Source organism: Streptomyces canus 299MFChir4.1 (assembly GCF_000383615.1).
GTDB lineage: Bacteria > Actinomycetota > Actinomycetes > Streptomycetales > Streptomycetaceae > Streptomyces > Streptomyces canus_C.
The window spans coordinates 162988-184676 of the sequence record NZ_KB911594.1 but is presented as its reverse complement, the minus strand read 5'-3'; the positions used below and the strand labels follow the sequence as shown (position 1 = coordinate 184676).

19 protein-coding genes are annotated in these 21689 nt (G+C 70.6%); 13 read left to right on the top strand and 6 right to left on the bottom strand.

Annotation, left to right across the window (positions count from 1 at the left end):
* The first annotated feature begins 144 nt into the window (after positions 1 to 144).
* Entirely contained in the window at positions 145 to 492 is a 348-nt protein-coding gene (locus H293_RS0126645; protein ID WP_028808224.1) for an SsgA family sporulation/cell division regulator, read from the top strand.
* On the opposite strand, the gene H293_RS0126640 is transcribed toward H293_RS0126645, so the two are convergent.
* The 3 genes from H293_RS0126640 to H293_RS0126630 all read right to left on the bottom strand — a co-directional run bounded on the left by H293_RS0126640 (position 489) and on the right by H293_RS0126630 (position 5920).
* The gene (locus tag H293_RS0126640) at positions 489 to 2159 is read right to left on the bottom strand and encodes a penicillin-binding transpeptidase domain-containing protein (protein WP_020120892.1); all 1671 of its coding nucleotides are present in this window, start codon (positions 2157 to 2159) and stop codon (positions 489 to 491) included. The genes H293_RS0126645 and H293_RS0126640 overlap by 4 nt on opposite strands.
* Before the next feature lie 273 nt (positions 2160 to 2432).
* A complete protein-coding gene (locus H293_RS0126635; RefSeq protein WP_020120891.1) occupies positions 2433 to 4055 on the bottom strand; it encodes a penicillin-binding transpeptidase domain-containing protein in 1623 nt (540 codons plus the stop codon).
* A gap of 125 nt (positions 4056 to 4180) precedes the next feature.
* Positions 4181 to 5920, bottom strand: a complete 1740-nt coding sequence (locus H293_RS0126630) for a dolichyl-phosphate-mannose--protein mannosyltransferase (RefSeq protein WP_020120890.1) — start codon at positions 5918 to 5920, stop codon at positions 4181 to 4183.
* Positions 5921 to 6006: 86 nt separating this feature from the next.
* Here H293_RS0126630 and rsmI point away from each other — a divergent pair, with 86 nt between their 5' ends.
* The 8 genes from rsmI to H293_RS0126590 all read left to right on the top strand — a co-directional run bounded on the left by rsmI (position 6007) and on the right by H293_RS0126590 (position 14543).
* Entirely contained in the window at positions 6007 to 6855 is an 849-nt protein-coding gene (gene rsmI / locus H293_RS0126625) for a 16S rRNA (cytidine(1402)-2'-O)-methyltransferase (protein WP_028808223.1), read from the top strand.
* A 246-nt stretch (positions 6856 to 7101) separates the two neighbouring features.
* On the top strand, positions 7102 to 7500 hold the full coding sequence (locus tag H293_RS0126620) for a hypothetical protein (protein WP_020120888.1): 399 nt from the start codon (positions 7102 to 7104) through the stop codon (positions 7498 to 7500).
* 46 nt (positions 7501 to 7546) lie between these two features.
* The gene (locus tag H293_RS0126615) at positions 7547 to 8431 is read left to right on the top strand and encodes a TatD family hydrolase (protein ID WP_020120887.1); all 885 of its coding nucleotides are present in this window, start codon (positions 7547 to 7549) and stop codon (positions 8429 to 8431) included.
* A gap of 100 nt (positions 8432 to 8531) precedes the next feature.
* A complete protein-coding gene (locus H293_RS0126610; RefSeq protein WP_020120886.1) occupies positions 8532 to 9908 on the top strand; it encodes a resuscitation-promoting factor in 1377 nt (458 codons plus the stop codon).
* Between the two features lie 45 nt (positions 9909 to 9953).
* Positions 9954 to 10859, top strand: coding sequence for a 16S rRNA (adenine(1518)-N(6)/adenine(1519)-N(6))-dimethyltransferase RsmA (gene rsmA / locus H293_RS50045; protein ID WP_020120885.1), 906 nt, complete (start codon positions 9954 to 9956; stop codon positions 10857 to 10859).
* Positions 10856 to 11755, top strand: a complete 900-nt coding sequence (locus H293_RS0126600; protein ID WP_020120884.1) for a 4-(cytidine 5'-diphospho)-2-C-methyl-D-erythritol kinase — start codon at positions 10856 to 10858, stop codon at positions 11753 to 11755. The genes rsmA and H293_RS0126600 overlap by 4 nt, the downstream gene beginning before the upstream one ends.
* Before the next feature lie 49 nt (positions 11756 to 11804).
* On the top strand, positions 11805 to 13607 hold the full coding sequence (locus H293_RS0126595; RefSeq protein ID WP_020120883.1) for an ABC-F family ATP-binding cassette domain-containing protein: 1803 nt from the start codon (positions 11805 to 11807) through the stop codon (positions 13605 to 13607).
* 249 nt (positions 13608 to 13856) lie between these two features.
* Positions 13857 to 14543 carry a helix-turn-helix transcriptional regulator gene (locus H293_RS0126590; protein WP_078612670.1) on the top strand — a complete coding sequence of 229 codons (687 nt, stop codon included), beginning with the start codon at positions 13857 to 13859 and terminating at the stop codon, positions 14541 to 14543.
* A gap of 465 nt (positions 14544 to 15008) precedes the next feature.
* Here H293_RS0126590 and H293_RS0126585 read toward each other — a convergent pair whose 3' ends face one another.
* Both H293_RS0126585 and H293_RS0126580 read right to left on the bottom strand, forming a co-directional pair.
* Complete coding sequence (locus tag H293_RS0126585) at positions 15009 to 15314, bottom strand: membrane protein (protein WP_020120881.1); 306 nt, start codon at positions 15312 to 15314, stop codon at positions 15009 to 15011.
* 21 nt (positions 15315 to 15335) lie between these two features.
* Positions 15336 to 17033 (bottom strand): sodium:solute symporter family protein, encoded by a 1698-nt coding sequence (locus H293_RS0126580; RefSeq protein WP_020120880.1) that lies wholly within the window; start codon positions 17031 to 17033, stop codon positions 15336 to 15338.
* Between the two features lie 111 nt (positions 17034 to 17144).
* Between H293_RS0126580 and galT the strand changes: the two genes are divergently transcribed.
* From galT to H293_RS0126560, 4 genes are all read left to right on the top strand, one after another.
* Complete coding sequence (gene galT, locus H293_RS0126575; RefSeq protein WP_020120879.1) at positions 17145 to 18206, top strand: galactose-1-phosphate uridylyltransferase; 1062 nt, start codon at positions 17145 to 17147, stop codon at positions 18204 to 18206.
* On the top strand, positions 18203 to 19171 hold the full coding sequence (gene galE / locus H293_RS0126570; protein WP_020120878.1) for a UDP-glucose 4-epimerase GalE: 969 nt from the start codon (positions 18203 to 18205) through the stop codon (positions 19169 to 19171). Before galT ends, galE begins: the two co-directional genes overlap by 4 nt.
* Complete coding sequence (galK, locus tag H293_RS0126565) at positions 19171 to 20325, top strand: galactokinase (protein ID WP_020120877.1); 1155 nt, start codon at positions 19171 to 19173, stop codon at positions 20323 to 20325. The genes galE and galK overlap by 1 nt, the downstream gene beginning before the upstream one ends.
* An 88-nt stretch (positions 20326 to 20413) precedes the next feature.
* Positions 20414 to 21202: a hypothetical protein gene (locus tag H293_RS0126560; protein ID WP_020120876.1), complete on the top strand. Its 789-nt coding sequence runs from the start codon at positions 20414 to 20416 to the stop codon at positions 21200 to 21202.
* Here H293_RS0126560 and H293_RS0126555 read toward each other — a convergent pair.
* Positions 21192 to 21650: a GNAT family N-acetyltransferase gene (locus H293_RS0126555; RefSeq protein WP_028808222.1), complete on the bottom strand. Its 459-nt coding sequence runs from the start codon at positions 21648 to 21650 to the stop codon at positions 21192 to 21194. The two genes, H293_RS0126560 and H293_RS0126555, sit on opposite strands and share 11 nt — an antisense overlap.
* Positions 21651 to 21689 lie beyond the last annotated feature (39 nt).

Below are 21689 nucleotides of genomic sequence, written 5' to 3'. Positions count from 1 at the left end.
GAACCCTTTGCAAGAGAGTCCGGCCACGAACAGCAAGTCGCAGGCTTTCGGTCCCGGGGGCGGAACACAGGAAATGTGCGACGCTGGGGAGAGAATGGATGCACAGCTTCCGCACAGGTTACGCAGCGTGAGAGGGCCGTCACGATGTCTGTAGTCGAACAGTACGCACGAGCCCACATCGTTTCGGACGTGGACATCGCGGAGGACGAGGCAGTCCCGGTGGTCCTGCGCTACGACCCGGAGACCGACCCGCGCTCGGTACGGATCCGCCTGCCGGGCACCCACGAATGGACCTTCTCGCGGGCGCTGCTGGAGCAGGGACTCAGGGCCCCGGCCGGCAGCGGCGAAGTCCGGGTCTGGCCCTGCGGACGGGTGCAGGCCGTGGTCGAGTTCCACACCCCGCAGGGCGTGTCGGTGGTGCAGTTCGAGCAGAAGACGCTGCTCAGGTTCCTGCGCCGGACGTATATGGCTGCCGCCCCGGTGCGGGGTTAGCCGCCCAGCTTCAGCAGAGTCGCCACGATCGGGCCCGCCGTGTCGCCGCCATGGCCGCCCGCCTGGACGACGCCGGCCGCCGCGAGATCGCCCCGGTACGCGGTGAACCAGCCGTTCGGCTTCTTCTGGCCGTCGACCTCCGCGGAGCCGGTCTTGGCGCCGACGTTGCCGTACACCCCGGACATCGCCTCGGCCGCCGTGCCGTAGCCCGCCGTGTACGCCATCAGCTCACGCAGCTGCGACAGCGTGCCCGAGGACATCGAGCGGGAGGCGGTGGCCAGCGTGCGGTGGTCGACCGACGGCGCGACCAGGTAGGGCTGCTTGAAGGCGCCGGACTCGACGGTGGCGGAGACCGAGGCCATGTTCAGCGGGTTCATCCGGACCCCGCCCTGGCCGATGAGCGAGGCCGCCTTCTGGGCCGCGCTCTGCACCGGCACCGAGCCGTCGAAGGACGGGACGCCGATCGCCCAGTTGTTCATGGACAGACCGAAGACCTGCTGGGCCTGCTTGGTCAGGCTGTCGTTGTCCAGCTTGCCCGCCTGGCTGATGAAGGCGGTGTTGCAGGAGCGGGCGAAGCTCGCCTTGAAGGTGCCGCCCTTGATCTCGAACTTGTCGTCGTTCTGGAACTTCCAGCCGCCGTACGTGAAGTACTTCGGGCACGGGTGCGCCTTGTCCGGCGACGCCAGGTCCTTCTCGATCAGCAGCGAGGAGGTGATGACCTTCATCGTGGAGCCCGGCGCGAGGGAGCCCTGGAAGGCGGTGTTGAAGCCGTGACCGGCGTTCGCCACCGCGAGGATCTCGCCGGTCGACGGGCGCAGGGCGACCACCGAGGACTTCGCCTGCTTGGCGACCTGCGCCTCGGCCGCCGCCTGGAGCCTCGGGCTCAGGGTCGTCCGCACGGTGCCGGGGGTGCCCTTGCTGAGCTCCACCAGCGTCTTGTCGGAGGACTTGGAGCCCTTTCCGCGGATCACCCTGAGCTCGATGCCCGCCTTGCCGCCGGCCTTCTTGCCGTACTTCTCCCGCAGGCCGTCCAGGACCGTGCCCAGCGACGGGTACTTCGCCTCGGTGATCTCGCCGCCGTCCCGGTCGACCGCCTTGATCGGCGGGGTCCCGGACTCGCCGGTGACGAGGGTGTCGCCGTCCTTGAGATCCGGGTGGACGAGCGAGGCGGTCCAGTCGACCTGGGGCTTCCCGGTGGTGGTGTTGCGGACCACGGTGAGTGAACTGGCGTAGGTCAGCGGCTTGCTGAGGCCCTTGTACGACACCGTCGCCTTGACGGAGAAGGGCACTTTGCCGCCGGCGGGGGTGCCCGGGGTGAGGGTGGCGCCGGTGAGGTGGGCGTCCTTGGTCCAGCCGGTGAGCAGGGTGGTGGCGGCCTTGGTGTCGTTGGTCGCGGCGGCCGCCGTGCTCACCCTGCCCTGCTGCCAGGAGGTGAGGAAGGCGTTCGCGGTGGTGGTGACCTCGGTCGCCGACAGCGGGCCGGTCTTGACCTTCGGCTTGTGGTCGGCGGACGCGGACGTGTTCTGCGTCCGCTCGTCGGCCGCGGCCCCGGCGCCGTACAGCGCGTAGACGCCGATGCCGGCGCCGCCGACGACCACGGCGATCATCCCGCCGACCACGGCGGGCTTGGTCTTCCGTCGCTCGGCGACGCGCCTTCTGTTACCCACGACTTACGCTTCCTCCGCGCTGCTCCAGGGTCCCCTCTGGACCCTGGCGTCACATTCCCGTCTGCCCGGCGGCGCCTGGCACGCGCGCTCGCCGCGTTGCCGAACCGCCCACGTGGCTCCGCCACGAGGGCGGCCCGGCGCCTTGCGATCACACGCACCAGACGCCGCCGGGCCCGCCCTTCGGGCGGACGACGGGAATGTGACGCCAGGGTCCGGCCCTCATGCACCTCAACGACTGCAACAGACTAGAGTCCCTCTCCCGCACGGGTGACGTCAGCCTGCGGCTCGTAGCACAGCTGCGACAATCGGGCCCGCCGCGTCGCCGCCGTGGCCGCCCTCCTCCGTCATGGCCGCCGCGGCCATGTCGTTGCGGAAACCGGTGAACCAGCTGTTGGACACCTGCTGCCCGTCGACCTCCGCGGAACCGGTCTTCGCGCCGATGTCCCCGCCGAGCCCGGCCATCGCCTTGGCCCCCGTGCCCTGGGTCGCGGTCAGCTTCATCATCTGCTTCAGCTGGGAGGCGGTGTTGTACGGCAGCCCCTTCGCGGTGGCCAGTTCGCGGTCGTCGAGCTGGGGCGAGACCACGTAGGGCTGGTGGAAGGCGCCGGTGATCGCGGTGGCCGTCACCGAGGCCATGTTCAGCGGGTTCATCTGGACCTGGCCCTGGCCGATCGCGTTCGCCGCGCGGTCCGGGCCGCTGACGGCGGGCACCTTGCCGTCGAAGGAGACGATGCCGGTCTTCCAGTCCTCGCCGATCCCGAAGCGGTTCTGGGCCTCCTGCGTCAGCGACTCGTCGGTGAGCGGCTTCTCGTCGATCAGCTTGATGAAGGCGGTGTTGCAGGACCGCATGAAGCTGTTGGCCAGCGAGGCGCCCTCGTTGGGCTGCATGCCGGTGAGGTTCTTGAAGGTCTGCCCCTGCCACACGGCGCTGTCCGGGCAGGGCGCCGGGCCGTTCATCGAGGTCACGCCGTTGTCGATGAGCATCGCGGCGGTGATGATCTTCATGGTGGAGCCGGGGGCCTTGGTGCCCTCGAAGGCCGCGTTGAAGGCGTCCGTGCGGTTGTTGGCCACGGCCAGCACCTCACCGGTGCTGGGCTTGACGGCGACGACGGACGACTGGCCGTACAGCTTCACCGCCTTCTCGGCGGCCGCCTGCGCGCTCCCGCTGATCGTGGTCCGCAGCTTGCCCGCCCTGCCCTCGGCGAGGGTCAGCAGCGAGGTGTCGGGGCTCTGGTCCGGGTGCTTGATGACCAGCTCGATACCGGGGGTGCCGCCGGCCTTGTCCCCGTACTTCTCGCGCAGCGCGTCCAGCACCGGGCCAAGCGACGGGTACTTCTCCTTGGTCAGCACCTTGCCGCCCCGGTCCACCGCCTCGATGGCCGGGTTCGCGGACTCGCCGGTGACGAGCCGGTCGTCCCGCTGGAGCTTCGGGTACACCACGGAGGGCTGCCAGTCGACGAGCGCCTTGCCGGTGGTCACCCCGCGCACGACCGTCAGCTTGCTGCTGTACGCGAGCGGCTTCGACTTCCCGTCGTACGACACCGTTGCCTTCACGCGGTACGGCACGGTCGCGCCGGTCGCCCTGCCGGGCGTGATGCGCACGTCGCCGATGTGGGCGTCCGTCCCATAGGCCGCCAGCAGCGCCTCGGCCGCCGTGTTGTTGTTCGTCAGCGCGGCCGCGCTCGCCGCGCTGCCCTTCTCCCAGGCGGCGAAGAAGTCCTTGGAGGTCTCCTTGATCTCGTCGGCGGTGGGCGGCCCGCTCCGCTTGGCGTCCCCGACCCCACCGCTCCCGTCGTCGCTCAACGCCGACACGAAGTTGTACGCCCCGTACCCGGCCCCGCCGACCATCACGGCGAACACCGTGCTGACGACAGCGACCTTCACCCCCTTGGCCATGGTGTGGCCCCCTCCCCGATTTCCCCGTTGTTGTGGGCAGCCTAAGCGGGAGGTGTGACGGCCGGGGCAGGAGTTTCCCGATTCGTCGAAGCGGGTGCTCAATCACATACGTGAATGATGGCCCGCTAGACCCACGTGTCCAGCCACATCCGCGACCGCCAGTTGTCGATGGGGATCGCCGTCCCCGTGTACAGCGGCCAGAAGTAGATGAAGTTCCAGGCGATCAGGAGGACCAGGACACCCGCTGCCGTGGCGCCCGCAACCCGGCGGGTGTCGGAGGCGCGTGGCGGGCCGATGAGGGCGCCGATGAGCATCGCGACGGCGAGACAGAGGAAGGGGAGGAACACGATCGTGTAGAAGAAGAAGATCGTGCGTTCCTGGTAGTTGAACCAGGGCAGGTACCCGGCCGCGATACCGCAGGCGATGGCGCCCGCGCGCCAGTCGCGGCGGAAGAACCAGCGCCACAGGACGTAGAGGATCGCGAAGCAGGCCGCCCACCACAGCAGGGGCGTGCCGATGGCCAGGACCTCCCGCGCGCACTTCCCGCCCGCGTCGACCGGGCAGCCGTCGGTGCCGGGCGTGGGGGACTCGTAGAAGTACGACACCGGGCGGCCGTCGACGATCCAGCTCCACGGGTTGGACATGTACGTGTGCGGCGAGGACAGGCCGACGTTGAACTTGTAGACCTCGTGCTCGTAGTGGATCAGGCTGCGCCACCAGTCGGGCAGGAACGTCCAGCTGCCGCCCTTGCCGTCGGTCGCCGCCCAGTTGCGGTAGTAGCCGCCGGTGCCGTCCGCGGGGGAGAGGATCCAGCCGATCCACGAGGTGACGTAGGTGACGACCGCGACCGGCACCATGGCGAGGAACGCGATGCCGAGGTCGTACTTGAGGACCGCCTCGTAGGGGTGCCGGGCGCCCGCGACCTTGCGGGAGCCGACATCCCACAGGACGGTCATGATGCCGAAGGCGATCAGGAAGAACAGGCCGTTCCACTTGGTGCCCATGGCGAGGCCCAGGAGCAGGCCCGCCAGCCACCGGTAGGGGCGCCACCCCAGGCGCAGGGTGTCCGCGATGTGCGCGTCGGGGCGCGCGAGACCGTAGGAGTCGACCGGCAGGGCGGCCGCGAGTTTCTCCCGGGCCCGGTCGCGGTCGATGACCAGACAGCCGAACGCGGCCAGCACGAAGAACATCAGCACACCGTCGAGCAGCGCGGTCCGCGCCATCACGAACGCCAGACCGTCCACGGTCATCAGCGCGCCCGCAAGACAGCCGAGGAAGGTGGAGCGGAAGATCCGGCGGCCCACCCGGCACACGATCAGCACCGACAGCGTGCCGAGCAGGGCCGTCATGAACCGCCAGCCGAACGGGTCGAACCCGAACATCAGCTCGCCGAGCCCGATGACGTACTTGCCGACCGGCGGATGCACCACATAGGCGGCGTCCGCCGGCAGTGCCACGTGCCCGTTCGAGGACAGGATCTGGCTGTCGACGTTCTTGCCCCAGCTGAGCTCGAAGCCGCGGTGGACGAGCGCCCACGCGTCCTTGGCGTAGTACGTCTCGTCGAATATCACCTTCTTGGGGCTGCCCAGGTTCCAGAACCGCATCAGCCCCGCCACCAGCGTCACCAGCAGCGGTCCCAGCCAGCCCGACCAGCGGGTGACCCGCTCGGCGAGCGCCCCGGGCACGCCCAGGACCTGCCACATCCGCGGAGAGGGGACGACGAAGGACGGCACCAGGCGCTCGCGCACGTCGCTTCTGGCCTCGGCCGTGTAGCCGAAACGGCGCAGCCTCTGCTGCCACGACGGCCGCCGGTCCTGGGGGGCCTGGTCCTGCCGGGTGTCCGTGGAGGACGCGGTACTGGTCACGGCGCCATCGTAAGGAACGGCGCTGTGTGAGTCCCGTGCATGGGCGGATGCGTCCGGTTCGGGGCGCGGCTGGGAGGATGGGGGACGTGACTGGAACCCTTGTGCTGGCGGGCACCCCCATTGGCGACATCGCGGACGCTCCGCCCCGGCTCGCGGCGGAACTGGCCGGGGCCGACGTGGTCGCGGCCGAGGACACCCGGCGGCTGAAGCGGCTCACCCAGGGCCTCGGCGTGACGCCCAAGGGGCGGATCGTGTCGTACTTCGAGGGCAACGAGGCCGCCCGCACCCCCGAACTCGTCGAGGAACTCCTCGGCGGCGCGCGTGTGCTGCTCGTCACCGACGCCGGGATGCCGTCGGTGTCCGACCCCGGGTACCGGCTGGTCGCCGCGGCCGTGGAGAAGGACGTCCGGGTCACCGCCGTACCGGGACCGTCCGCGGTGCTCACCGCGCTCGCGCTGTCCGGGCTGCCCGTCGACCGGTTCTGCTTCGAGGGCTTCCTGCCCCGCAAGGGCGGCGAGCGGCTCTCCCGGCTGCGGGAGGTCGCCGACGAGCGGCGCACCCTCGTGTACTTCGAGGCTCCCCACCGGCTCGACGACACGCTCGCCGCCATGGCCGAGGTGTTCGGGGCGGAGCGGCGGGCGGCGGTGTGCCGGGAGCTGACGAAGACGTACGAGGAGGTCAAGCGGGGGGAGCTCGGCGCGCTCGCCGAATGGGCCGCGGACGGCGTACGGGGCGAGATCACCGTCGTCGTCGAGGGGGCGCCCGAGAAGGGGGCCGGGGAGATCGACGACGAGGAACTGGTGCGCAGGGTGCGGGTGCGGGAGGAGGCGGGGGAGCGGCGCAAGGAGGCGATCGCCGCGGTGGCCGTCGAGGCGGGGGTCCCGAAGAGGGTCGTTTTCGATGCCGTCGTCGCCGCGAAGAACGCCACTGGGTGAAGTGCTCCATGAGGTGGGTCACACCCCCTCTGAGCAGGGCGCATGACTTCTGAGCGTGCGCCCCATGTGCGGGCAAAGCGGTGTCTCGGAATGCAAAGCTCCGCGGGGCCGGACGGGCCGTTTTGGCAAGGAAGGTCCAAATCGGCTCCAACAGTCGACAGGCCTGTCGCCATCGTGTCCCGGGAGGCGTCCACTGGGGTGAGGGACGTACCCGTCCTTCGAACCAGCGGACACACAGGAGCTGGCATGAGCGAGATCGCAGGGCACCCCGGTGCGACAGCCGTCGTCAACGAGTCCTACTCCTTCGCCTGTATGCGCTGCGGGCATGGGTGGGAGCAGTCGTACGAGATAGAGCACCACATCGACGGCGACGGCCGGGAGTTCGTGCAGTACATGGTGGACGGGCGGATCGTGCCCTCGCCGCTCTCCAAGCCCGCGTGCGCGAACTGCGACCACCACGTCGTACGGATCATGCGGCCCGGCCGGGTCGCCTCCGCCCGTGACGCGGCACACCGTCAGCACAGCACGCCCCCTGCCGGACCCCTGGAGGCACCGGCGGCCGGGGACACCGCGCAGGGGCCGGGCGGGGAGCACCACTGGCACCTGGCCGACCTGCTGCACGTCTTCCAGCGCAAGGCGAGCTGACCGCTCCGCCATCCGGGTGGGCATGCCCCTTTCGTAGGATCGGGGCATGCCTTCGAACAGCCCCCGCGAGAAGAACGCGGCCCCGCCGCTCCCGGAGCCCCTGCGGGTACCGGTCGCCGACTCCCACACCCACCTGGACATGCAGGACGGGACCGTGGAGGAGGGGCTCGCGAAAGCCGCGTCGGTCGGGGTGACCACGGTCGTCCAGGTCGGCTGCGACGTACGGGGCTCCCGGTGGGCGGCCGAGACGGCGGGCCGGTACGACGCCGTCCACGCCACCGTCGCGCTGCACCCCAACGAGGCGCCCCGGATCGTCCACGGCGACCCCGACGGCTGGTCCCGGCAGGGGGCCCGCCGGGCCGGCGGCACCGGGGCCCTCGACGAGGCGCTCGCGGAGATCGACCGGCTGGCCGCACTCCCGCAGGTCAAGGGCGTCGGCGAGACCGGCCTCGACCACTTCCGCACCGGGCCCGAGGGCAAGGAGGCGCAGGAGGCGTCCTTCCGCGCCCACATCGAGATGGCCAAGCGGCACGGCAAGGCGCTCGTCATCCACGACCGCGACGCCCACGCGGACGTCCTGCGCGTGCTCAAGGAGGAGGGCGCCCCCGAGCGCACCGTCTTCCACTGCTACTCCGGCGACGCCGAGATGGCGGAGATCTGCGCCGGCGCCGGATACTTCATGTCCTTCGCCGGCAACGTCACCTTCAAGAACGCCCAGAACCTGCGGGACGCCGTGGCCGTGGCGCCCCTCGAACTCCTCCTCGTGGAGACCGACGCGCCGTTCCTGACGCCGGTGCCGTACCGCGGACGGCCCAACGCCCCCTATCTCATTCCGGTCACGGTGCGCGCCATGGCCGCCGTGCGCGGCATCGACGAGGACGTGTTGGCCACGGCACTCGCCGCCAACACCGCACGCGCCTTCGGATACTGACCCGCTCGAACGTAACTCCGGGTAGTCGCGTCGCTTTGGAGAGTGACGACCGCTCCGCTAGGTTCTGTGGGCCCGATCCGGACCCCTGGAGCGTGTCGTCGTGAGCAACTCGCAGTACGAGACGTACGAGGCCTACGAGGCGTACGGCCCGACCGCGCCGTACGAACCGTCGGCGTACGGCGGTCCCGAGGTGCCGCCCACGGATCCGGACACCACCGAGACGCTCGCCCACGGGGTGTACGGGGTGCCGGACATGTCACGCACGCGGCCCTACGAGGACACCTACCGGCCCGCCTACGAGATGCCGGACGCACCGCTCCCGCGCCAGGCCGCGGTGGGCGGCCGGGCGGCCCGCCGGCGCAGGACCCGCTACGCGCAGCGGCCGGACAGCGCGATGCGCCGGCTGCTTCCGCAGGCGCTGGTCGTCGCGTTCCTCGCCGGCGGTACCACCGCGTTCGTCGCCAAGGACAAGGCGATCGAGCTCACCGTCGACGGCAAGCCCAGGACGCTGCACACCTTCGCCGACGACGTGACCGAACTGCTCGCCGAGGAGGGAGTCGCGGTGGGGGCGCACGACGTGGTCGCGCCCGCCCCCGGCGAACAGCTCGCCAGCGGGGACGAGGTCGCGGTGCGGTACGGGCGTCCCCTGCGGCTCACGCTCGACGGCCACCGGCGTGAGGTGTGGACCACGGCACGGACGGTGGACGGGGCCCTCGAACAGCTCGGGGTGCGTGCGCAGGGCGCGTACGTGTCCACCTCGCGCTCCCGGCCGATCGGGCGGGAAGGGCTCGCGCTGGACGTACGGACCGAGCGGTCCGTGACGGTCATGGCCGACGGCCGGGCGCGGACGATCCGGACGAACGCGGCGACCGTGGCCGAGGCCGTCGAGGAGGCCGGGGTCACGCTGAGCGGGATGGACACCACCTCGGTAGCGCCGGGGAGTTTTCCCCGCGAGGGGCAGACCGTCACGGTGCTGCGGATCACCGCGTCGAAGGAAGTGCGCGAGGAGCAGATCCCCTTCCGGGAGGAGCGGAGCGAGGACGCCTCCCTCTTCAAAGGCACGGAGGTCGTGGACCAGGCGGGGACACCGGGGGTGCGACGGGTCACGTACTCCCTCAGAACCGTCAACGGGGTCAGGCAGAGGCCGCGGCGGATCAGGGTCGAGACGGTCCGCGAACCCCGCACCCAGATCGTGAGAGTGGGCACGAAGCCGAGGCCCACCTCCGTGCAGGGCGCGGACCACCTGAACTGGCAGGGACTCGCGCACTGCGAGTCCGGCGGCCGCCCGAACGCGGTGGACCCCTCGGGGACGTACGGCGGCCTCTACCAGTTCGACACGAGGACCTGGCAGGGCCTCGGGGGCTCCGGCCGCCCCCAGGACGCGACCGCGGCGGAGCAGACGTTCCGGGCGAAGAAGCTGTACGTACGGCGGGGGGCGAGCCCCTGGCCGCACTGCGGTGGCCGTCTGCACGGATGAGCGGCCGCGACCGGCCCCCCACCGGCCCGCGGCTAGGCTGTCCACGTGAGCAGCCCCTCCCCAGACACCCTCCTCGGCCCCGCCGACATCCGCGAACTCGCGGCCGCCCTCGGCGTACGCCCCACCAAACAGCGCGGCCAGAACTTCGTGATCGACGCGAACACGGTCCGCCGGATCGTGCGCACCGCAGGCGTCCGGGACGACGACGTGGTCGTCGAGGTCGGCCCGGGGCTCGGCTCGCTCACGCTCGCGCTGCTGGAGGCGGCCGACCGTGTCGTCGCCGTCGAGATCGACGACGTCCTCGCGGGAGCACTGCCCGCCACCGTCGCGGCCCGCATGCCCGACCGCGCGGACCGGTTCGCGCTCGTGCACTCCGACGCCATGCACGTCACCGAGCTGCCGGGCCCCGCGCCCACCGCACTCGTCGCGAACCTCCCGTACAACGTCGCCGTCCCCGTGCTGCTGCACATGCTCGACACCTTCCCGAGCATCGAACGCACCCTCGTCATGGTCCAGGCGGAGGTCGCCGACCGGCTCGCCGCGCCCCCCGGTTCGAAGGTGTACGGCGTCCCGTCCGTGAAGGCCAACTGGTACGCCGAGGTCAAGCGGGCCGGCTCGATCGGCCGCAACGTCTTCTGGCCCGCACCGAACGTCGACAGCGGGCTCGTCGCGCTCACCCGCAGGACCGAGCCGATCAGGACCACCGCGTCGAAGCGCGAGGTGTTCGCCGTCGTCGACGCGGCCTTCGCCCAGCGCCGCAAGACCCTGCGGGCCGCGCTCGCCGGGTGGGCGGGCTCGGCCGCGGCCGCCGAGACGGCCCTCGTGGCGGCCGGGGTCTCGCCCCAGGCCCGCGGCGAGTCGCTCACCGTCGAGGAGTTCGCGCGGATCGCCGAGGCTGCGTCATCCCGGGGGACGACCCCCGAACCCCCGAAGGAGCCGGTTCAGCAGTGAGCGTCACCGTCCGCGTCCCCGCCAAGGTCAACGTCCAGCTCGCGGTGGGCGCCGCCCGCCCCGACGGCTTCCACGACCTGGCCAACGTCTTCCTCGCGGTCGGCCTCCACGACGAGGTGACCGTGACACCCGCCGACGGGCTCCAGGTCAGCTGCGCCGGTCCGGACGTCGGCCAGGTGCCCCTGGACCGTACGAACCTGGCCGCGCGGGCGGCGATCGCCCTCGCCAAGCGCCACGGTCTGCGGCCCGACGTCCATCTCCACATCGCCAAGGACATTCCCGTCGCCGGCGGCATGGCGGGCGGCAGCGCGGACGGCGCCGGTGCGCTGCTGGCCTGCGACGCGCTGTGGGGGACGGGCACCTCCCGTGCCGAACTGCTCGACATCTGCGCCGAGTTGGGCAGTGACGTGCCGTTCAGCCTGGTGGGCGGGGCCGCGCTCGGAACCGGACGCGGGGAGAAGCTGCGCCCCCTCGACGTCGGCGGCACCTTCTCGTGGGTGTTCGCGATGGCGGAGCGCGGGCTGTCGACGCCGGCCGTCTTCCGGGAGTTCGACCGGCTCACCGCGGGCCTCGACGTCCCCGAGCCCGTCGCCTCCGAGGCACTGCTCGACGCGCTGGCCGAGGGCGACCCGGACGCGCTCGCCGCCGCCGTCTCCAACGACCTCCAGCCCGCCGCCCTCTCGCTCTTCCCGGAACTCGCCGACACCCTCGCGGCCGGCAGCGCCGCGGGCGCCCTCGCCGGGCTCGTCTCGGGCTCGGGCCCGACCACGGCGTTCCTCGCCCGCGATCCCGGGTCGGCGGCGAAGATCGCGGACGCACTGCGGGCCTCGGGGACGTGCCGGTCGGTGCGCACGGCGTCGGGGCCCGTGCCGGGTGCGACGGTGATGGGGGCGTAGCGGTCGGACTACCCTGGAGGGTCGATCGATCCCCCTGGGCAGGAGAGAAATGGCCGTCAATCTGGTCAATGTCGAGAACGTCAGCAAGGTGTACGGCACCCGTGCGCTGCTGGACGGTGTCTCGCTCGGCGTCTCCGAGGGCGATCGCATCGGCGTCGTGGGCCGCAACGGCGACGGCAAGACCACCTTGATCCGCATGCTCGCCAAGCTGGAGGACGCCGACACCGGACGCGTCACGCACTCCGGCGGCCTGCGCCTGGGCGTTCTCACCCAGCACGACTCCCTGGACCCCACGGCCACCGTCCGGCACGAGGTCATCCGGGACATGGCCGACCACGAGTGGGCAGGCAACGCCAAGATCCGCGACGTGCTGACCGGACTGTTCGGCGGGCTCGACCTGCCCGGCTTCCCGCAGGGCCTCGACACCGTCATCGCGCCGCTCTCCGGTGGCGAGCGCCGCCGTATCGCCCTGGCCAAGCTGCTCATCGAGGAACAGGACCTGATCGTCCTCGACGAGCCCACCAACCACCTCGACGTCGAGGGCATCTCCTGGCTGGCCAAGCACCTGCGCGAGCGGCGCTCGGCGCTCGTCTGCGTCACCCACGACCGGTGGTTCCTCGACCAGGTCTGCACCCGCATGTGGGACGTGCAGAAGGGCGATGTCTTCGAGTACGAGGGCGGCTACTCCGACTACGTCTTCGCACGTGCCGAGCGCGAACGGATCGCCGCCACCGAGGAGACCAAGCGGCAGAACCTCGTCCGCAAGGAGCTGGCCTGGCTGCGACGGGGGGCTCCGGCCCGTACGTCCAAGCCGCGTTTCCGCGTCGAGGCCGCCAACGAGCTCATCAAGGACGTGCCGCCGCCGCGGGACAGCAGCGAGCTGATGAAGTTCGCCTCCTCGCGGCTGGGCAAGACCGTCTTCGAGCTGGAGGACGTCACCGTGCAGGCCGGGCCCAAGGTCCTGCTCAAGCACGTGACGTGGCAGCTCGGCCCGGGCGACCGGATCGGTCTCGTCGGGGTCAACGGCGCCGGGAAGACGTCCTTGCTGCGGGCCATGGCCGAGTCCGCGCGGACCGAGGGCGAGAAGCAGCCCGCGGCCGGGCGGGTCGTGGTCGGCAGGACCGTCAAGCTCGCCTACCTGTCGCAGGAGGTCGCCGAACTCAACCCCGCGCTGCGGGTGCTGGAGGCCGTCCAGCAGGTACGGGAGCGCGTGGACCTCGGCAAGGGGCGCGAGATGACCGCCGGGCAACTGTGCGAGACCTTTGGCTTCAACAAGGAGAAGCAGTGGACGCCGGTCGGGGATCTGTCCGGCGGTGAGCGGCGGCGGCTCCAGCTGCTGCGGCTGCTGATGGACGAGCCGAACGTGCTGTTCCTGGACGAGCCGACGAACGACCTGGACATCGAGACGCTGACCCAGCTGGAGGACGTCCTCGACGGGTGGCCCGGCTCGATGGTCGTCATCTCCCACGACCGGTTCTTCCTCGAGCGGACGACCGACCGGGTCTTCGCGCTGCTCGGGGACGCCACCTTGCGGATGCTGCCGCGGGGCATCGACGAGTACCTGGAGCGACGGCAGCGGATGGAGGAGACGGCCGCCGCCTCGGCGCCCGTGGTGTCGAAGCCCGCCGTGGAGAAGAGCTCCGCCGATCAGCGGGTCGCGAAGAAGGAGCTCCAGAAGATCGAGCGGCAGCTCGACAAGATCTCCGAGAAGGAGACGAAGCTGCACGCGTCCATCGCTGAGAACGCCACGGACTTCGCGAGGGTCGCCACGCTTGACGCCGAACTGCGGGACCTCGCCGGGGAGCGCGAGGAGCTGGAGATGCGGTGGCTGGAGCTTGCCGAGGACGCGTGAAGCCGAGGACGCGTCAAGCCAAGGACGCGTGAAGGTGCGGCACATCGTCCTCGAACGACAGGAAAGCCGGGAATTCGTCACTTCCGGGACACTTCTCACCGGTAGGGGAAGCGCAACGTCGAACTAGCGTGTAGCTTCCGGGGGCATGAAGGGCGGGGGTGCTGGGAGAAGGCCTCTGCCTGTGCGGATCAGTGGGCATCCATAGTGGGGCATTCACGCGGATCCATGGGGGGACTGGGGGGTTGCTCGATGGGAGTTCGGCTCATGGTGGTCGACGACCACCGATTGCTCGCCGAGGCGCTGGCCTCGGCGCTGAAACTGCGCGGGCACCGGGTGCTCGCGGCGGCGGCGCCTGCCGCGGGGGCGGCGGAGCTGGTGATCAGCCGGGCGCCCGAGGTGTGCCTGCTGGGGACGGCCACGCCGGCCGAGCCGGGGATGTTCGACCCGGTCGTGAAGATCAAGCGGGAGCGGCCGCAGGTGGCGGTGCTGGTGCTGGGTCCGGTGCCGAGTCCGCGGGGGATCGCGGCGGCGTTCGCGGCGGGGGCGTCGGGGTACGTCCGGCACGACGAGCGCATCGAGGGGGTCGAGCGGGCGATCATGAAGGCGCGGGCGGGGGAGGCGGCGGTGGCTCCGCAGTTGCTTCAGGGGGCGTTCAGTGAGCTGCTGAATCCCGCGGCCCAGCCGGACGACGAGGGGCAGCGGTTGCTGCAGATGCTGACGCCTCGGGAGGTGGAGGTGCTGGTGCGGGTGGCCGACGGGGAGGACACGCGGCTGATCGCGGCGGGGATGGGGATAGCGCCGTCCACCGCGCGTACGCATGTGCAGCGGGTGCTGATGAAACTGGGGGTGGGGTCTCGGTTGGAGGCGGCGGCGTTGGCTGCGCGGACGGGGTTGCTGGACCGGGCGGGGCCGGTTGGGGGTGCCGGGTCCGGTTGACGGTTGGGTGCGGGTTCGGTGGGGGCGGGCGTTTTTGCGCAGTTCCCCGCGCCCCTGATGCCTGCGGCGCAGCTGCGGCCCCGGTGGGGGCGTGTGTAGCGCGTTCCGTCCGGTGGGTGGGTCGGGGCCGGGGTGGGGGGTATCCGTCCTCGGTCCGGCGGCTCGGCTGCTCTAACAGTGCTCGGTAACGGACGCCGGCCGCTGCGGGCGGACACCCCCCACCCCGTCCCCTGCCCGCCGTACGCGGCCAACGGCTCATCCTGGTGCAGGCGACTGCACCCACCCAGGGGCGCGGGGAACTGCGCGACCAGCCGCGACGGACCCGCACCCGCCCGCCGACACCGCGACGCACCCCCTCAGGCGCCCCGCTCAAGCCCAGCGCAGCTGCCCGCGGGGAACTGCGCGACCAGCCGCGACGGACCCGCACCCGCCCCACAACCGAACCCGGCACCCCCTCAGGCGCCGTCACTCCTCCGGTTCGTCCACCCGCACCGGCGCCACCGGCTTCAGTTTCAGCCAGACCAGGAAGAAGATGCCGAGGAGCAGCATTCCGAGGCCGGTCCAGAGGTTGATGTTGATGCCCTCCGACCTGTCGAGGGAGGAGTCGGAGGGGTTGATTCCGGCGATCGTGACGATGATGCCGTAGAGGACGAACAGGCCGCCGATGATGCGGCGCAGGTCGAAGATGCGGGCCGCGGTGGCCGACTTGGCCTGGAGTTCGGAGACTTCCCGCTGGACGTCGTGTTCGGAGTAGCCGTGGTGCTCGGACATGGTTCCTCAATCCTCCCGCGGTCAGAACGAGAACGGGATGTAGCAGGCGGCCGCCAGTACCACCGCACCCCAGCCCAGCAGGGCCGGCCTGCGGTACCAGGCGTCGTCGCCGACACCGGGGGGCTCGGACATGCCGGGGGACGTCGTGCCGTAGACGAGGCCCTGGAGTTCCTCGGCGGGCTTGGGGGCCGTGAACAGGGAGACGGCGATCATCACGACCGCGCCCGCCACGAAGCCCACGATCGCGGAGACGAAGTTGGCGCCCTGGTCTGTGGGGATGTCGATGATGCCCTGCTTGTAGATCCAGAAGTAGTTCACCATCGCCGCCACCGTGCCGGCGAGCAGGCCCCAGAAGCCCGACTTCGTGGACGCGCGCTTCCAGAACATGCCGATGATGAAGACGACGAACATCGGCACGTTGAAGAAGGAGAACAGGGTCTGGAGGTAGCTCATGATGTTCGAGAAGGAGGACGCCAGAAAGGCCGTTCCCACGGAGGCGCAGACGCCGATCACCGTGATCAGGCGGCCGAAGCGGACGTAGTACGCGTCCTCGCGGCCCCGCTGCACATAGCGGCCCCAGATGTCGTTCGTGAACACCGTGTTGAAGGACGAGACGTTGGCCGCCATGCCTGCCATGAAGGCCGCCAGGAGGCCGGTGACCGCGATGCCCAGGACGCCGTTCGGCAGGAGCTGTTCCATCAGGTACGGGATGGCGTCGTTGTACTGGTAGCCCGAGTCGGCGGTGCCGAAGCCCGGGATCAGGGCCGCCGCCACCAGGCCCGGGATCATCACCAGGAACACGATGAAGACCTTCGGGTACGCGGCGATCAGGGGGGTGCGCTGGGCCGCGGAGAGGTTCTTCGCGGAGAGGGCCCGCTGGACCTCCGCGAAGTTCGTCGTCCAGTAGCCGAAGGACAGTACGAATCCGAGGCCGAGGACGATCGTCAGCCAGTTCGCGCCCAGCGGGTTCGCGCTGCCGATGCCCGTGCCGCCCCAGGCGGTCGTGAAGTTCGCTCCGTGTTCCGCCGTGAGTTTGTCCGTGAGGCCGCCCCAGCCGCCGACCTTCTTCAGGCCCAGGACGACCAGGGGGATCAGGGCCGCCAGGATCACGAAGAACTGGAGGACCTCGTTGTAGATCGCGGAGGAGAGGCCGCCGAGGGTGATGTAGGCCAGGACGAAGGCGCCCGCGACGACGATGGCCACCCACTGCGGCCAGCCCAGGAGGGCCTCCACGACGATCGCCAGGGCGTAGAGGTTCACGCCCGCGATCAGGATCGCCGCGAAGGCGAACAGCGCCGAGCTGAGGAGGTGGGCCCACTTGTCGAAGCGCAGCAGGAGCATCTCGGGGACCGAGCGCACCTTGCTGCCGTAGTAGAAGGGCATCATCACCAGGCCGAGGAAGACCATGGCCGGGATGGCGCCGATCCAGTACCAGTGGACCGTGTAGGCGCCGTACTGCGCGCTGTTGGCGGCCATCCCCAGGATCTCGGTCGCGGCCAGGTTGGCCGAGATGAAGGCGAGACCCGTGATCCAGGCCGGCAGGGAACGGCCGGAGAGGAAGAAGTCGAGGCTCGTCTTGACCGAGCGGCGGGCCGCGAAACCGATGCCGAGGACGACGACGAAGTAGATGCCGAGGATCGTGTAGTCGAGCCAGTTGGTGGGGAGCCTCAGCTCAGCCGCTAGATATGCGGTTTCTGCGCCTTTTGTGGGGTTTTGCATAGTCAGCAATTGAACACCTCGACTGATGCGCTTTGTTTGATTCCGATGTTGACGTGGGTGGGCGATGATGGTTACTTGTGTTTAGTTATGTTTGAGTGAAGGAGCGCAGCGGTGAAGAAGACCTCGACCCGGCTGGCCGACGGTCGCGAGCTCATCTACTACGACCTGCGCGACGACACCGTCCGCGACGCCGTGGACCGACGTCCGCTGGAGCGGACTGTCACCACGTCGGAGGTTCGTCGGGATCCGCTGCTCGGCGACTCCGTGGCCATCGCCTCGCACCGACAGGGGCGCACCTACCACCCGCCCGCCGACGAGTGCCCGCTGTGCCCCTCGCAGGGCGAGCGGCTGAGTGAGATCCCGGACTCGTCGTACGACGCCGTGGTCTTCGAGAACCGCTTCCCCTCGCTGGCCGGGGACTCGGGGCGCTGTGAGGTCGTCTGCTTCACCTCGGACCACAACGCGTCCTTCGCGGATCTCACGGAGGAGCAGGCACGGCTCGTCCTGGACGCATGGACCGACCGGACGTCGGAGCTGTCGCATCTGCCCTCCGTGGAGCAGGTCTTCTGTTTCGAGAACAGGGGTGCGGAGATCGGTGTGACCCTGGGTCACCCCCATGGCCAGATCTACGCCTACCCGTTCACCACCCCGCGCACCGCCCTGATGTTGCGTTCTCTCGCGGCGCACAAGGAGGCGACCGGAGGGGAGAACCTCTTCGACGCCGTCCTGGAGAGCGAGCTCGCCGGCGAGCGGGTCGTCCTGGAGGGCGAGCACTGGGTCGCCTTCGTGCCCTACGCGGCGCACTGGCCGTACGAGGTGCACCTGTACCCGAAGCGCCGGGTGCCGGATCTGCTCGGCCTCGACGAGGAGGCCCGCACAGAGTTCCCCAAGGTCTATCTGGAACTCTTGAGGCGCTTCGACCGGATCTTCGGGGAGAACGAGCCTTCGACGCCCTACATCGCCGGCTGGCACCAGGCGCCGTTCGGGCAGTTGGAGGAGTTCGAGGGCGTCAGCCGTGACGACTTCGCGCTGCACCTCGAGCTTTTCACCATTCGCCGTACGTCCGGCAAGCTGAAGTTCCTCGCGGGGTCCGAGTCGGGCATGAACGTCTTCATCAACGACATCCGTCCGGAGGCCGCGGCACAGCGACTGCGAGAGGTAGCGAGTTCATGAAGTACCTGGTGACAGGTGGCGCGGGGTATGTCGGCGGGGTCGTGGCCCAGCATCTGCTCGAGGCGGGGCACGAGGTCGTCGTCCTCGACAACCTCTCCACCGGCTTCCGCGAGGGTGTCCCCGCCGGGGCCGCCTTCGTCGAGGGCGACATCCGCGACGCGGCCAAGTGGCTGGACTCCTCCTTCGACGGCGTGCTCCACTTCGCCGCCTCCTCCCAGGTCGGCGAGTCCGTCGTGAAGCCCGAGAAGTACTGGGACAACAACGTCGGCGGCACCATGGCACTGCTCGGTGCCATGCGCGAGGCCGGCGTCAAGAAGCTCGTCTTCTCCTCCACGGCCGCCACGTACGGGGAGCCCGAGGAGGTGCCGATCGTCGAGTCGGCGCCCACGAAGCCCACCAACCCGTACGGCGCCTCCAAGCTCGCCGTCGACTTCATGATCACCAGCGAGGCGAACGCCCACGGGCTGGGTGCCGTCTCCCTGCGCTACTTCAACGTCGCCGGTGCCTACGGCAACCAGGGCGAGCGCCACGACCCCGAGTCGCACCTCATCCCGCTGGTCCTCCAGGTCGCCCAGGGCAGGCGCGAGGCGATCAACGTCTTCGGCGAGGACTACCCGACCCCGGACGGCACCTGCGTGCGTGACTACATCCACGTCGCCGACCTGGCCGAGGCCCACCTGCTGGCGCTGACGGCCGCCAAGCCGGGCGAGCACCTCATCTGCAACCTCGGCAACGGCGAGGGCTTCTCCGTCCGGCAGGTCATCGAGACCGTCCGCCAGGTCACCGGCCACCCGATCCCCGAGGTCGTGGCCCCACGCCGGGCCGGCGACCCGGCCACCCTGGTCGCCTCCGCCGCCACCGCCCGCGAGAAGCTGGGCTGGAACCCGTCCCGCGCGGATCTCGCGGGGATCGTCGCGGACGCCTGGGAGTTCGCGCAGAACATCAGCGCAACGAGGGAGCAGTAGTGGCGGCACAGCAGGTCCGGGACGGTTTCGTCGAGCTGTACGGAACAGAGCCCGAGGGGGTCTGGTCGGCCCCGGGCCGCGTCAACCTCATCGGTGAGCACACCGACTACAACGACGGCTTCGTGATGCCCTTCGCGCTGCCGCACACCGCGGTCGCGGCCGTCTCCCGGCGCACGGACGGCGTTCTGCGCCTGCACTCCTCGGACATCGGGGGCGGTGTCGTGGAGCTGCGCCTCGACGACCTCGCGCCCGAGAGCGACCGGAAATGGACCGCGTACCCGGCCGGTGTCGTCTGGGCGCTGCGCGAGGCCGGCCATCCGGTCACCGGCGCGGACGTCCACCTCGCTTCGGCGGTCCCGGCGGGCGCGGGCCTGTCCTCGTCGGCGGCCCTGGAGGTCGTGATCGCGCTCGCGCTGAACGACCTCTTCGACCTCGGCCTCCAGCGCTGGCAGCTGGCCCGGCTGTGCCAGCGCGCCGAGAACGTCTACGTCGGCGCCCCCACCGGGATCATGGACCAGACCGCGTCCGCCTGCTGCGAGACGGGCCACGCCCTGTTCCTCGACACCCGGGACCTCGCCCAGAAGCAGATCCCCTTCGACCTCGCCGCCGAGGGCATGGTCCTGCTCGTCGTCGACACCCGCGTCAAGCACTCCCACAGCGAGGGCGAGTACGGAAAGCGCCGCGCGGGCTGCGAGCGGGGTGCGGCCCTGCTGGGCGTGGACGCGCTGCGGGACATCCCCTACGGCGAGCTCGACGCGGCCCTCAAGCGGCTCGGGGACGACGAGGAGGCCGTACGCCTGGTCCGGCACGTCGTCACCGAGGACGAGCGGGTGGAGAAGGTCGTTGCCCTGCTGGAGTCGGGCGAGACCCGCGCGATCGGCCCCGTGCTGGTCGCGGGTCACACCTCCCTGCGCGACGACTTCCGGATCTCCTGCCCGGAGCTGGACCTGGTCGTCGACACCGCCCTCGCCTCGGGCGCCCTGGGCGCGCGGATGACCGGCGGCGGCTTCGGCGGTTCGGCGATCGTGCTGGCGGAGGCGGCCGACGTCGAGCCCCTCACCAAGGCGGTCCAAGAGGCCTTCGCCGCAGCGGAGTTCACCGCTCCGCGGGTGTTCGAGGCGGTGCCCTCGGCAGGGGCGCGACGCCTGGTCTGAGACCGGCTGACCGCTGTTTTGCCCGGCTTGATCCGAACTTGGGGAAAGCCGGGCCTCTCCCTGACGTACGCCCCAGTAGCGTCGGAGCGTGAGTCGAGGGCGCCTTCGCATCCTGTCGGCGATCGGCATCGGCTGCTACGCGCTCGCCGCGATCGTCGGCTTCTTCCTCCTGGCGGACCACCAGGGCTACGGACTCCTGGTGCCCCTGTGGATCGCGCACGGGGTGCTCCTCGCCCTGCTGCTGACGAAGCTGTGCGCGGACGAGACGGGCGTGACAGCCGCGCTCCTGGTGGTGGGGGCCTCCCTGGTGGCCGTGTACATCGCCGACCTGGCCCGCGACGACCTCACCCTGGAGCGACGGGGCGAACGGATCACCGCCACCGTCGTACGGGACTGGCCCGCCCCGGACCGGGGGCGCGAGGCGGACACCTACGACTACGCCCTCGCGCGCCTCGACGGCACCAGGCTCCCCGGCCCCGCCCTGCAAGCCGGATCCGGCAGCTTCGCCGTCGGGCAGAGGGTCACCGTCCTCGCGGACCCCGAGGGCGTCCTGCGTCCCCGGATCCCGGGCGGCGCGCACGCGACCGGTGACGTCCTGGGCGTCGGGGCGTTCGCGCTGATCGCACTCGGCGTGATCGCGGCCACGAGCCGCCGGGGCGCGGCCGTCGCCCGGCGGCGGGAGGAGCGGGCCCGGGTGGCGGACCAGGAACACACGCTCCGCGAGGCGCTGCGCACGGCCTCGGCCGACGACCACGGGGTCATCGAGGTGCACCCCGCGCACTACCCCGACGTCTCCCACCGCCGCGCGGCCGGCATCGCAGGGGAGCTGGGTCTGGCGCCGGCGGACGAGCCGGGCTCCTGGCGCTTCAGACGGTGAGCATCTTGGTGAGGGTGTACTCCGTGGCCCCCGGCGGATAGTCCGGGATCACACACACCACCTCGTACCCCTGCTTCTTGTAGAACTCCGGCGCCTGGAAGTCCCAGGTCTCCAGGCGTACGGCGGTGCAGCCCCGGCCGCGCCGGGCCATGCGCTCCGCCCGTGCGAGCAACTGCGAACCCAGGCCCGCCCCGCGGTGCCGTGCGTCGACCCACAGATACGTCACGTGCAGCCAGCTCGTCCAGGTGTGGCCGACCAGCCCGCCCGCCAGGGCGCCGGAGTCGTCCAACGCCCAGACATGGAGCGGAAGTTCCCGTTCACCAGGGGTTCCGCGCAGTGCGCGCAGGACCGGGGAGGCGGCCGTGTTGGTGTCCCGCAGCCGCTTGCGGAGCAGATCTTGCCGGGCTTTGTCGACTTCTGTCTCCAGACGAAACATGCGGCTCACCATAAACGCACCGGACAGCCAGTTCTGCAAATAACCTTCCGC

Bases quoted from the DNA above. Each gene is read 5' to 3' on its own strand.
- H293_RS0126585 (WP_020120881.1), bottom strand. From the start codon at position 15,314: ATGTCCGAGCACCACGGCTACTCCGAACACGACGTCCAGCGGGAAGTC.
- H293_RS0126635 (WP_020120891.1), bottom strand. From the start codon at position 4,055: ATGGCCAAGGGGGTGAAGGTCGCTGTCGTCAGCACGGTGTTCGCCGTG.
- H293_RS0126645 (WP_028808224.1), top strand. From the start codon at position 145: ATGTCTGTAGTCGAACAGTACGCACGAGCCCACATCGTTTCGGACGTG.
- H293_RS0126590 (WP_078612670.1), top strand. From the start codon at position 13,857: ATGGGAGTTCGGCTCATGGTGGTCGACGACCACCGATTGCTCGCCGAG.
- H293_RS0126595 (WP_020120883.1), top strand. From the start codon at position 11,805: ATGGCCGTCAATCTGGTCAATGTCGAGAACGTCAGCAAGGTGTACGGC.
- H293_RS0126580 (WP_020120880.1), bottom strand. From the start codon at position 17,033: ATGCAAAACCCCACAAAAGGCGCAGAAACCGCATATCTAGCGGCTGAG.
- galE (WP_020120878.1), top strand. From the start codon at position 18,203: ATGAAGTACCTGGTGACAGGTGGCGCGGGGTATGTCGGCGGGGTCGTG.
- H293_RS0126555 (WP_028808222.1), bottom strand. From the start codon at position 21,650: ATGGTGAGCCGCATGTTTCGTCTGGAGACAGAAGTCGACAAAGCCCGG.
- H293_RS0126620 (WP_020120888.1), top strand. From the start codon at position 7,102: ATGAGCGAGATCGCAGGGCACCCCGGTGCGACAGCCGTCGTCAACGAG.
- H293_RS0126615 (WP_020120887.1), top strand. From the start codon at position 7,547: ATGCCTTCGAACAGCCCCCGCGAGAAGAACGCGGCCCCGCCGCTCCCG.